This is a genomic window from Psychrobacillus sp. OK032, assembly GCF_900111345.1.
In the GTDB taxonomy this organism is placed as follows: Bacteria; Bacillota; Bacilli; order Bacillales_A; family Planococcaceae; genus Psychrobacillus.
Genome location: NZ_FOGY01000005.1, coordinates 318,277 through 330,140, shown reverse-complemented (window position 1 = coordinate 330,140; position 11,864 = coordinate 318,277). Strand labels below are relative to the sequence as shown.

General features: G+C 35.9%; 10 protein-coding genes and 10 tRNA genes. 14 read left to right on the top strand and 6 right to left on the bottom strand.

The annotated features are described in order from the left end of the window. Positions 1 to 18: 18 nt before the first annotated feature. From BMZ04_RS12340 to BMZ04_RS12295, 10 genes are all read left to right on the top strand, one after another. Positions 19 to 94 (top strand) — tRNA-Phe (locus BMZ04_RS12340). 15 nt (positions 95 to 109) lie between these two features. After that, positions 110 to 185 (top strand) — tRNA-Thr (locus tag BMZ04_RS12335). Between the two features lie 5 nt (positions 186 to 190). Beyond that, positions 191 to 274, top strand: a tRNA-Tyr gene (locus tag BMZ04_RS12330). Between the two features lie 6 nt (positions 275 to 280). Continuing rightward, positions 281 to 354, top strand: a tRNA-Trp gene (locus tag BMZ04_RS12325). Between the two features lie 27 nt (positions 355 to 381). Beyond that, positions 382 to 457, top strand: a tRNA-His gene (locus BMZ04_RS12320). Between the two features lie 38 nt (positions 458 to 495). Then, positions 496 to 571 (top strand) — tRNA-His (locus BMZ04_RS12315). A 1-nt stretch (position 572) separates the two neighbouring features. Beyond that, a tRNA-Gln gene (locus tag BMZ04_RS12310) sits at positions 573 to 644 on the top strand. A gap of 9 nt (positions 645 to 653) precedes the next feature. Further along, positions 654 to 728 (top strand) — tRNA-Gly (locus tag BMZ04_RS12305). Between the two features lie 11 nt (positions 729 to 739). Continuing rightward, a tRNA-Cys gene (locus BMZ04_RS12300) sits at positions 740 to 813 on the top strand. A gap of 32 nt (positions 814 to 845) precedes the next feature. Continuing rightward, a tRNA-Leu gene (locus BMZ04_RS12295) sits at positions 846 to 928 on the top strand. 105 nt (positions 929 to 1,033) lie between these two features. Here the strand turns inward: BMZ04_RS12295 and BMZ04_RS12290 are convergent. The 4 genes from BMZ04_RS12290 to BMZ04_RS12275 all read right to left on the bottom strand — a co-directional run bounded on the left by BMZ04_RS12290 (position 1,034) and on the right by BMZ04_RS12275 (position 5,161). Continuing rightward, positions 1,034 to 2,326: a TRAP transporter large permease gene (locus BMZ04_RS12290; RefSeq protein ID WP_093270663.1), complete on the bottom strand. Its 1,293-nt coding sequence runs from the start codon at positions 2,324 to 2,326 to the stop codon at positions 1,034 to 1,036. 19 nt (positions 2,327 to 2,345) lie between these two features. Then, positions 2,346 to 2,846, bottom strand: a complete 501-nt coding sequence (locus tag BMZ04_RS12285) for a TRAP transporter small permease (protein ID WP_093270659.1) — start codon at positions 2,844 to 2,846, stop codon at positions 2,346 to 2,348. 103 nt (positions 2,847 to 2,949) lie between these two features. Further along, complete coding sequence (locus BMZ04_RS12280; RefSeq protein WP_177184425.1) at positions 2,950 to 4,020, bottom strand: TRAP transporter substrate-binding protein; 1,071 nt, start codon at positions 4,018 to 4,020, stop codon at positions 2,950 to 2,952. A gap of 373 nt (positions 4,021 to 4,393) precedes the next feature. Continuing rightward, positions 4,394 to 5,161: a fumarylacetoacetate hydrolase family protein gene (locus BMZ04_RS12275; protein WP_093270650.1), complete on the bottom strand. Its 768-nt coding sequence runs from the start codon at positions 5,159 to 5,161 to the stop codon at positions 4,394 to 4,396. 364 nt (positions 5,162 to 5,525) lie between these two features. Here BMZ04_RS12275 and BMZ04_RS12270 point away from each other — a divergent pair, with 364 nt between their 5' ends. The 4 genes from BMZ04_RS12270 (at position 5,526) to BMZ04_RS12255 (ending at position 10,149) form a co-directional block, all read left to right on the top strand. Continuing rightward, positions 5,526 to 6,533: a 2-hydroxyacid dehydrogenase gene (locus BMZ04_RS12270; protein ID WP_093270726.1), complete on the top strand. Its 1,008-nt coding sequence runs from the start codon at positions 5,526 to 5,528 to the stop codon at positions 6,531 to 6,533. Positions 6,534 to 6,634: 101 nt separating this feature from the next. Then, a complete protein-coding gene (locus BMZ04_RS12265; RefSeq protein WP_093270647.1) occupies positions 6,635 to 7,300 on the top strand; it encodes a GntR family transcriptional regulator in 666 nt (221 codons plus the stop codon). Positions 7,301 to 7,324: 24 nt separating this feature from the next. Further along, entirely contained in the window at positions 7,325 to 8,746 is a 1,422-nt protein-coding gene (locus BMZ04_RS12260; protein ID WP_093270644.1) for an NAD-dependent succinate-semialdehyde dehydrogenase, read from the top strand. 95 nt (positions 8,747 to 8,841) lie between these two features. Further along, the gene (locus tag BMZ04_RS12255) at positions 8,842 to 10,149 is read left to right on the top strand and encodes an aminotransferase family protein (RefSeq protein ID WP_093270641.1); all 1,308 of its coding nucleotides are present in this window, start codon (positions 8,842 to 8,844) and stop codon (positions 10,147 to 10,149) included. 123 nt (positions 10,150 to 10,272) lie between these two features. Here BMZ04_RS12255 and BMZ04_RS12250 read toward each other — a convergent pair whose 3' ends face one another. Together BMZ04_RS12250 and BMZ04_RS12245 are read right to left on the bottom strand one after the other, a co-directional pair. Beyond that, positions 10,273 to 10,779: a DUF6933 domain-containing protein gene (locus BMZ04_RS12250; protein WP_143128299.1), complete on the bottom strand. Its 507-nt coding sequence runs from the start codon at positions 10,777 to 10,779 to the stop codon at positions 10,273 to 10,275. Between the two features lie 139 nt (positions 10,780 to 10,918). Next, positions 10,919 to 11,767 (bottom strand): MBL fold metallo-hydrolase, encoded by an 849-nt coding sequence (locus BMZ04_RS12245; RefSeq protein WP_093270635.1) that lies wholly within the window; start codon positions 11,765 to 11,767, stop codon positions 10,919 to 10,921. Positions 11,768 to 11,864 lie beyond the last annotated feature (97 nt).

Sequence of the window (11,864 nt, the reverse complement as noted above, 5' to 3'; positions counted from 1 at the left end):
CTTAGCGTAAATCGAAGAGGCTCAGTAGCTCAGTCGGTAGAGCAAAGGACTGAAAATCCTTGTGTCGGCGGTTCGATTCCGTCCTGAGCCACCATGTTTTTTTTAGCCGGCCGGAGTAGCTCAACTGGTAGAGCAACTGACTTGTAATCAGTAGGTTGAGGGTTCAAGTCCTTTCTCCGGCACCATTCTTGGAGGGGTAGCGAAGTGGCTAAACGCGGCGGACTGTAAATCCGCTCCTTAGGGTTCGGCGGTTCGAATCCGTCCCCCTCCACCAGTTTTTAGGGGCATAGTTTAACGGTAGAATAGAGGTCTCCAAAACCTTTGATGTGGGTTCGATTCCTACTGCCCCTGCCAACTAATTATTAGTTAACTTGAATAATGGCGATTGTGGCGAAGTGGTTAACGCACCGGATTGTGATTCCGGCACTCGTGGGTTCAATTCCCATCAGTCGCCCCATATTCCTTTAAAGTTAGCTCTTTTTTTATTTAATAATGGCGATTGTGGCGAAGTGGTTAACGCACCGGATTGTGATTCCGGCACTCGTGGGTTCAATTCCCATCAGTCGCCCCATTGGGGTATAGCCAAGCGGTAAGGCAACGGATTTTGATTCCGTCATGCCCTGGTTCGAATCCAGGTTCCCCAGTTTTTTTTTGCGGAAGTAGTTCAGTGGTAGAACACCACCTTGCCAAGGTGGGGGTCGCGAGTTCGAACCTCGTCTTCCGCTCCATTATTTCCTTCGGCGGCATAGCCAAGTGGTAAGGCACAGGTCTGCAACACCTTTATCACCGGTTCAAATCCGGTTGCCGCCTCCAGTTTTATAATTAAATTATGATACTTATATTTTGCCGGTGTGGCGGAATTGGCAGACGCGCGGGACTCAAAATCCCGTATCCTCTGGATGTGTCGGTTCGACCCCGACCACCGGTATCCTTAGTTAAAACGAATTAATTCAAGAAACAATAAAACACCCACAAACGTTGTCAAATCAATGTTTGTGGGTGTTTTTGTTTAGTCTGATAGATAGTACTTTCATTAACGACCTGTTCCACCTATTAAATTCGGTAAAAACATAATAAATGGCTCTGCAAACATAAAAACAAATAGTAATATGATTAAAGCGATTGTAAATGGAAGTGTTGCTTTAGCAACTTGTTCTAAAGTTAATCCACTAATAGCACTAGCAACGTTAAGGTTATCGCCAACCGGTGGTGTTAAAAATCCAATTTCTGCTGCTAAAATCATGACAATCCCAAAGTGCACGGGATGCATTCCTAATTCTGTTACAACAGGCAATAAAATAGGAGCTAATAAAATAATTCCAGCTAATGTTTCCATAAACATTCCGATAAACACAAGTAGGATAACAATTGCACAAAGAATGACCCATGACCCGACAGGAAGAGATGTTAAAAACTCCGCAATTAATATAGGGATTTTCTCTATTGTAAGAATTCTTCCATAAGTAGAAGCGGTCGCTATAATAATAAGGATTATCCCAGAAATTAAAATAGTCTGTTTAAATAATTCAATTGCATCTGCCCGTTTTATTTCCTTATAAATAAAAATTCCTAAAAAGGCACTATACGCTACTGCAATACCTGCTGCTTCAGTTGGAGTAAATATTCCTCCGTAAATTCCGCCGAGTACAACAATGGGCATTAACAGTGTCCACTTTGCTTCATTAATATAATTAAAGCGTTCTTTCCAAGTAGCTTTTTTTCCAGATCCAATAAAACCTCTCTTTTTAGAGATAACATAACTGATCGACCAAAGTAACGCTGCGATAAATAAACCAGGTATGATGCCAGCAATGAATAAATCGCCAATAGAAGTATTTGTTGTAATACCATAAATAATTAAAGGTATACTTGGTGGAATAATTATTCCGAGGGTTCCGGCTGAAGCAACTACTCCTGAACTGAATCCTGGATCGTACTTTTCTTTTACCATTGCTGGGATCATAATTCCTCCGATAGCTGCAACCGTCGCTGGACCAGATCCACTAAGTGCTGCAAAAACAGTACAAGCCAAAATTGCAACTCCAGCAAGTCCCCCAGTCTGGTGACCAACAAATGACTTAGCAACATCAATTAATCGTCTAGAGAGCCCTCCATGTTCCATTATTAAACCAGCAAATACAAATAGTGGAACTGCCATTAAAGCGTAAGAATCTACTGTAGTGAACATTCCTTGTGCAATGAACTGCAGTGGCATTTTTTCCGTGATGAATAATGTTAAAACAGATGATATACCAAGTGCAAACGCAATAGGAACACTAAGAATCATTAAAATAATAAAACTTCCAAATAATATTAGAGTAGCCATGCTCTCACCCCCTGTAAAATTAATGGCTTTCTTTTAAGTTTCTCAATTCCTTAAAGCCATTTATGATATGTTGGGTAACTCTAAATGTCATTAATAAAGCTCCCATTGGTAATCCGAGATAAACAATATACATTGGAATTCGGTTGGCAGGTGATACTTGTCCCATGTTGAACTGATTAATAACTGTTTGAACACTATAGTAATCTACGAATAGTAGAAAACCTATCCAACAAAATAGAGCAATTATTTTAAGGATTTGACTATAAGTTGGAGAAATTTTATGAAGTATATTCACTAAAAAGTTAAATTTCACATGCCGTTGATATCTTACCGCAAAGGCTGCACTTGTATAAACAAACCAAACAAATGCATATCTTGATAATTCCTCTGACCATGTCAATGACTCGTTAAAGATATAGCGCATAATAACTTGGAAGACACATAAAAATGAGAAGAAAATTAATAAACTTGCTGATAAATAAGTTTCAATATGATCATCCAAATGTTTATAAAGTTTCATTAAAGTCGCCTCCTTAAACGCATTTAAACTAAATTACACCCAGAAATTCGTGGTTAAGTTATGGTATAATCGCCAAGTCTCTGGGTGCTAATTTTATACATTATTATTTTATGGCATCTAGGAATTTGTCATTTCCAGTAGCTTCAAGTAATTGGATTAATTTTTCTTTATCAACTTTATCTGCATTCTTTTTATAAAACGGTACGGAAGCCTCAATCCATGCATTATATTCATCATAAGTTAGGTCCCTAAAGATAGCACCTTCTTCTTCGAGCTTAACTCTTAGCTCAGCATCGATCGTACTATTTAATTCCCTCAAATACGTAACTGTATCATTTATAGAGGATTGTATTATTTCTTGATTATCTTTAGAAAGTCCATTAAAGAAATCTTTGTTCATGATATATATTTCAGGATCATAAATATGGCCAGTTGTTGTAATATACTTACTAACCTCGTGGAATTTTCCTGAATGGATAAGTCCAAGAACGTTTTCAACTCCATCGACAACACCTTGAGATAAACCTGTAAATACTTCAGTGAAAGCTAATGGTGTTGGATTTGCTCCTACTTCTTTCCAATATGCGATATGCATAGGGACTTCCATCGTACGAATTTTCAACCCACCTATATCATCGGGTGTAACGATTTCTCCTTTATTGTTGGATAAGTGTCTATAACCTAGTTCACCATAATTTAATCCAACAAGTCCGCTTTGTTCTAATCCTTTTAATAATTCTTGTCCAAATTCTCCATCAACAACTTTATGCGCTGTCTCTGAATCTTTAAAAATAAATGGAAAATCAAATATTTGTAGTGCAGAAGAGAAGTTGGCAAGTACTCCAACTGAAGGAGATGACATCTGAATATTACCTGCTTGTGTACTTTCTATCATTTCTCTTTCTCCACCTAGCTGACCATCAGGATAAATATCAACTTCGATTCTTCCATCCGATCTTTCTTCAACTAGCCTTTTAAATTCCATAAATGCTTTATGTTGTGTAGTTTCTGTAGATACAACATGCGCTGCCATAATTGTGATTTTTTTATCACTACTTGTGCTTCCATTTGAAGCACCGCCACTACTACTTGACGTTGTATTTGTTTTGGAACATGCTACAAGTGTTATAGCTACAAAAGCTAAAAGTAAAAAATATAACCCTTTTTTCAACATATTCATATCCCCTTTACCAATGTCATAGAAACTTTCTTTAAGAACAAATCATCAATTACTCCATATGTTTAATTCAAACTTCTGAGTAAAACTAACATCTTTCCAATCGATAATGACCCAATGCCTCATACTTTTATCAAACAAAAAGTAGAACTTTTTTCTTTTCTGCTTGCAAGAACTTGATACAAAAGCTTGTTTTTTTGGATATCTTCGCTCCTTTCAGGTAAGTCCTTGAATGTTTGTGTGTAAAAGTATAATTACACCCAGTACCTAAAAACAGGCATTTGGTTGCTTTATAACACTTTGAGTCGATTGTCGACGAAATTAGTGTCTATCGTATAATATTTTTATTTGTTAATGATATATTTTAAAATTAACTTTCTGTCGACAACACAATTTTATTTTTTAATTCACCAATTCCTTTAATACGAACTACCATTTCATCTTTAGGATTTACGGGACCTACTCCAAAAGGAGTCCCTGTAATAATTACATCGCCCGGAAGAAGTGTCATTACTTTGGATACATAGCTCACGATATAGTCTATTCCGAAAATCAAATTTTCAGTATTGGAACTTTGTTTTAATTCGCCATTAACATGGAGAGTAATATCTAATTTACTTGGATCGATGTCCCTTACAATACCCGGACCAATTGGGCAAAATGTATCAAAAGATTTTCCTCTTGTCCACTGACCATCAGAAAATTGCAAATCTCGTGCTGTTATATCATTTGCTATTGTATAACCAAAAATTGCATCTTTAGATTCTTTTTCTGTTATGTTTTTAGTTTTCTTTCCAATAACTATTCCTAATTCTGCTTCATATTCAACATGTTTTGTTTGTATAGGGTAAATAACTACATCTTCTGTAGCAATTACCGTTGTGTTTGGTTTAAGAAAAATTAGTGGTTCTTTCGGTAGTTCAAGATTTACCTCTTTTGCATGATCAACATAATTAAGGCCAATACAAACTACTTTGGATGGCTCAGTAGGGGGTAATAATTTTATATCTGTTATGTCTAATTCTTGTTCAGTTACAGTAAAATTTGAAAAAATGTCTCCGTCAATCACTTTTACTTTTTTGTCTTTTAATACCCCATACAATATATTGCTATTTTGATCTTCAAATCTAATTATCATCGTAAATAACTCCTTTCATAATTTCTTTATTTTTTTCATAACCCACAAAAAGGTAATACTGGGTTGAGGTATATTAACCTGACGATAGATTAATAGTTTTAATACTCTATGTTCATGGTAAGCGCAATTATTCGAACAATTTAAAAACCATTTTTTCTATTCAAAACTTTTACTAATAAGTAGTAATTCAACACTTTTTAATAAATTTAAAATAGTAGTTATGAAATAAACTTCTATCTAAGTTAGAAAACGTATTAAATATCTTTATAATTAATACCTTCAGCTAGAACTTTTCTAAAGTTTTTTAAAGTAGTCATATTGTCGACTATCGACAATATAATAAAAATACGGAGGGAATTATGTGATCAAAAAAAGGATTATTGCCTACAATCGATTGGAGAAACCTGTATTAGAAGAATTAAAAAGTAAGTATGATGTTAAGTCTTTTAAAAATATAAATACTAAAACTGACAAAGTGTTTTTAGGTTACTTAGAAAAAACGGAAGGGATTATTGGGCTAGAATTAGAAGTTGATAAGGAGCTACTAGAAAATGCACCTAATTTGAAAATCGTAAGTAATGTTTCTGTTGGCTATAGTAATTTAGATATGGAAGAATTAACAAAGAGGAACATTATGGCAACAAATACACCAGATATCTTAACAGATACAGTTGCTGATACTGTATTTGGTCTATTACTAGCTACCGCAAGACGAATTCCAGAGTTAGACCATTTCGTTAAATCAAAACAATGGAAGGATCCATTAGAATCAGAACATTACGGCATAGATGTGCATCATAAAACATTGGGTATCATTGGAATGGGGAAAATAGGGCAAGCAATTGCTCAACGTGCAAACCTTGGATTTAATATGAATATTTTATACAATAGCCGGACAAAAAAGCCTGAAGCCGAAGCAAAATATAATGCTACCTATTGTAATTTGGATGAATTACTTAAACAATCTGATTTCGTTGTACTAATTACTCCTTTAACGGAGGAAACGAAAGGTTTTATTGGTCGAAGGGAATTTCAACTTATGAAAAAGTCGGCCATTTTTATTAATGGGTCTCGAGGAAAAACCATTATAGAAGAAGACCTTATTGAAGCATTAAAAAATGGCGAAATTGCCGCAGCAGGCCTCGATGTTTTTAAAATAGAACCGGTTGAACATGACAATCCATTATTAAACATGAAAAATGTTGTAACACTTCCTCACATTGGTTCTTCAACCTTTGAAACAGAGTTGAAAATGTCTGAACTAGCGGCTAAAAACCTTGTGGCTGGTCTAAATGGTGAAAAACCACCTTCTTTAATTAATTCGGACGCTTGGGAAAATATTAAGCCAGTAGTGGGTAAAAAATTCTATTGATAAGTTTAAAAATAGAATTATACTCCTTCAACAAATTGTCGACAATCGACTAACTGGCTGATCGTAACATATGGGCAATATATAGGGGGATTTCGTTTAATATGAATGATTCCATCAAACAAGAGTCATTAGGTGAACTTGTAGCAAATGAAATAAGGAAAAGTATTTGGTATAAAGAACTAGAATTTGGTCAAAGGTTAATTGAAAATGATTTATCTGAAAAGTATGCCGTTAGTCGAAGTACGATAAGAGATGCCCTAAAAATTCTTGAATATGAAGAATTGGTAATTAGTAAGCCAAGAAAAGGCACTTATATTTCTCAATTTTCTAATAAAGATTGGCGAGAAATAATTGAACTTCGAACGATGGTAGAAGCTTATGCTTTCGTTAAAGCGATTCCCAAAATTGAAAGTGAGCAAATTAAGAAATTAAAGACGATTCTAGAAGAAATGCGCACCAATACAATAAATGAAAATTGGAGAAATTTATTTGACTTGGACATGAAGTTTCATAGTTACGTTGTAAATTTATCGGGAAATTCTCGTGTTATTAGGATATATGAGTCAATTCAAGTTCAAATAAGGACTTTTCTCGTTAATCTTGATAAATATTATTCTAACCATCAGTCATTCTACGAAGAACAAAAAGAACTATTTGAAACTATGTTAACGAAGGATCCTCAACTAATAGATAAAAAGATTCGTATCCATATTGAATATGTGGAGGGTGAACTTCTGGCATATGATCAAAATTCAATTAATGATTAATAGATTTTATTAGAGGTGATATGAATGCAAAACTTATTGTTTATTGATGGAAATTGGACTGGGGAAAACTTGGAGAAGTTACCGGTGTATAACCCGGCTACTGGAGATATAGTATCTGAAGTACCAAAAGGCGGTAAAGATGAGGCACTTGCAGCCGTGGAAGCGGCACATCGAGCATTTGAGTCATGGTCTGACACTACAGCTTATGAGCGAGCTGCTCTATTGAAAAAATACTTTCATTTAATTATTGACCATGAAGAAGAATTAGCAGAAATAATGACGAGAGAAATGGGAAAGCCGTTTACTGAAGCAAAAGGTGAAGTTCATTATGCTGCAAATTATATTGAATGGTACGCGGAACAGGCAAAACGGATTTACGGTGAAACGATTCCTAGCCATGATAAAAACAAACGACTGCAAGTTTGGAAAAAACCTATTGGTGTTGTTGCTGCAATTACACCATGGAATTTCCCAGCTGCCATGTTAACAAGAAAGATGGGACCAGCTCTAGCTGCCGGATGTACAGTCGTTATAAAGCCTGCTAGTGACACTCCATTAACAGCAATCAAACTCGTAGAATTGGCGGAAGAAGCAGGTTTTCCAAAAGGAGTTATTAATATTATCACTGGTTCTTCAAGTGAAATAGGCGGTGTCTTTTTATCAGATCCACGAGTGAAAAAGGTTACCTTTACGGGTTCTACGGAAGTTGGAAAAGTTCTAATGCGACAAGGTGCTGACACCGTGAAGAAGTTAAGTCTTGAGCTTGGTGGTCATGCCCCGATGATTGTTCTTAACGATGCAAATATCGACACTGCAGTTCAAGGAGTGATGGCTTCAAAATTTAGAAATGGTGGTCAGACTTGTGTTTGTGTCAATCGGGTTTATGTACAGTCTAAAATCTATGAACAGTTCATCGATGCCTTTGCTGCTCGAGTAAAAGAACTTAAAGTTGGTAATGGGATGGAAAGCGGTGTAAATATCGGTCCGTTAATTAATCAGGCTGCTGTGGAAAAAGTCGCTGAACATGTTGAAGATGCTGAAAAAAACGGTGCTACAGTAGTTGTGGGTGGCGGTCAACCAGAAGATAAAGGAAATTACTATTTACCAACAATCATTAAAGATGCAAACGAAAATATGTTAATTATGCGAGAAGAAACATTTGGTCCAGTTGCTCCGATTCAAAAATTTGAGAGCATTGAGGAGGCAATTAAACTAGCAAATGATACACCTTATGGTTTAGCTGCATATGTCTTTACAGAAAATATTTCGCAAGGTACGAAAATTATTGAAAAACTAGATTATGGAATTATCGGTTGGAATGATGGTGCACCTTCTGCTGTGCAAGCACCATTTGGCGGCATGAAAGAAAGTGGACTTGGCCGTGAAGGCGGACATCAAGGTATTGATGATTTTCTAGAGATTCAATATGTATCAATCGGAATCTAATAGATTAACAGATTCTTTTGGGAATCGATATTTTAAGTTGCTTGCAAGAAACAGACAAAAAGAAAAGTCCATAATATATTAGGAGGAGAAGAAATATGTCAAAAACATCCCAAAAAAGTTTAAAAGAAGAGTTAGTGGAATTAGACAAAAAGCATTTTATTCATCCGACATCTAATATGAAACAACTTCAAGAGGATGGTCCAACATTTATTTTTACTGAAGGTGACGGGATTTACCTGAAGGATGTAGAAGGAAGAAAATTAATGGACAGCCTTTCTTCCCTTTGGAATGTAAACATTGGACATGGGCGTAAAGAACTTGCAGAAGTCGCAAAAGAACAAATGGAAAAGCTAGCATTCACTTCTACTTTTAATAACTGGAGCCATGAACCAGTTATAAGACTTGCCGCTGAAATTGCAAACTGGACACCAGGAGATTTAAATGCGACATTCTTTACTTCTGGTGGGTCGGAATCTAATGATACTGCATTTAAAACAGTTCGTCATTATTGGAAAATTAAAGGTCAACCAGAAAAAAAGAAAATTATATCTAGAAAACTTTCTTATCATGGCGTTGCAATGGGAGCAACAAGTGCAACGGGTATTGAACAATTCCATACGTTTACAACGTCAATCGCTCCCGATTTCCACTATGTCGATAGTTCAGTAGTATCATTGAAAGAACTGATTGAAAAAGAAGGCGCTGATACGATTGCTGCATATATTTCAGAGCCTGTTCAAGGATCTGGTGGGGTAAATCTTCCTCCTGAAGGATATTTCCAAGAAGTTAGAAAAATTTGTGATGAAAATAATATCTTATTTATTGCAGATGAAGTGATTTGCGGTTTCGGTCGTCTAGGAACGAATTTCGGTATAGAACGGTTCGGTGTGATCCCAGACATTATTACGATGGCTAAAGGTATAACGAGCGGATACGCGCCGTTAGGTGGTATGATTCTTTCTGAAAGACTTCATAATGAAATCATTGAAAAAACGGAAGGAAACTTCTGGCATGGGTATACGTATAGTGGTCATCCGACTGCAGCTGCTGTTGCACTCAAAAATTTAGAAATTATTAAGAATGAAAACTTAATGGATAATGTTAATGTCGTTGGAAAACAAATGCTTGAAGGTTTTGAGTGGATAAAAGAACAAAATGATAATGTGGACAATGTTCGGGGGATGGGCTTACTCGGAGCAATTAGTCTAGAAAAAGCTTCAAAATCTGCTGAACCAATCGGACCTAAAGTAGTTGCAAAAGCTCTTGAAAAAGGACTAATTTGCCGTTCTGTTATTTACGACGGGCAAGATACTCTTGCATTTGCACCACCCCTAATAATCACGAAAAACCAAATGGAGGATATGATTACGATCGTCAATGAATCTATTAAAGCAGTAAAATAGTATGGGCAGGTTGGCATTTATGCCAACCTGTTTTCAAATTATGGAGTACCTCCGAATATCACCTTTTTTTCGCGCCACACACCATTCAACGATATTTCAAAATTCTATTTAACATCTACATATCTAAAGCTTTGTTTGAAATATGGGAATACCCGCGAATTCCTCCAAATCCTTATACATTTCTTGATTTGGATAGAAGTAGTCTTTTTTTCCATCACCGACTAAATTACGGCTAAGCTTTCGACTTATGGCAGGTTGATAAATTGTATCATTATCAAGCAATTCCTCAAAGAAATACAATGTTTCACATGCTTTATTCATCCTTGAAACTAATGTCCTGTTTTTTGTTTTCGAATAAGTAATGTTCTTAGCAGAATCAATAAACTGCTCTATCACATCGTTGTTTATATACTCTTGTTCAAAGGTATTCCGGATAGATTGTAAAATAATTTCATCCATATTTTTAAAATCTTTAGCTTTAAGTCCATGCAAAACAATTACGTAACGATTCTTATCGTTTACAAGTACAACTGTTTTTCTTCGATTAACAATTATCAGATTGGCATGCCATGATGTGAGAGGTTTCTCCTCATTAACTGTTTCTGGATTCTTTTTTAATTGATCTAACAACTTTTTCGTACATTGAATAATCATAAGTCAAATCCCTTTCGGCATAGATTTCTCCATATACATTCAAAATCACTCCCAGAAATCCTGAACAATTTTTGGTCTATTTAAAAGTATGGAGTCACTCTCCCGTTTTGCATTGTTACGCATACCCATTCACAAAGTATCCGATTATTTCTAAATCGTCTTTCGTTAACTCATGTTGGAAATACGAGGACATCTCTGTCGCAATTTCCTCTATCTCCCCTTTATGTTTTTTCGTTAATATAGCACTCTTCTTCAATAATGACACAAAGCTAGCAAATTCATCTTTTGTTAAAGGTGCTGGATGATGAGATAAGAAATATATTTCTGCATCATACCCTTCTATCTTCTCCAAAAGCTTAGTCATCTTTTCAATGGTATAGTGCCATTTTTCAGCGTACATATTTGCATAGAGGCAGTCACCAAGAAACAGCGCTTTTTCCTCCGGTATATAGAGGAGGTTCGAATCAGATGAATGATCTCCACCAACATGTTCAATGATACAGGAAACCCCACCGAGTTTAAGGGTTATTTGCTTTTCAAAAAGGATTGTGGGATTTGGTATAATAACCTCTCGCTTACTTCCAAGCTCTAGTTTTATTGCGTCTGCACAAAAAGGAATTTCAATCCCTGCTTCGACACGTTCATCCAACTCCTTGTCTTCCCATGATAATTCCTGCATTTCCTTTACTTTATCAAAGGTCATGAAATTGGCGATGGAAGTCATGTCCATTTCGCTTAAGCCAAATACATGATCCCAATGCCAGTGTGTAAGGGCAAGAATACTCCCGGTAATATGATAGGAAGTTAATTGCTCTTTGAATTGTTTAGCGTGATTAGAAGAATTCCCAGCATCAATCAACAACGTCTGTTCGTCCCCTACAACAGCTGCTAATATCGGACGATCTGTTTTTTGATAGGGAGGGAGGTAGAAGAGGCGATTGGAAAGCTTTTGTAATGTTTGCATGTATTCGTACTCCTTTAAAGAATGTTTGTAACGTTCATTATATACTACTCTTAGAGATGACAAAACAACGGTCCCCCGGTAATATGAATTTAATCTT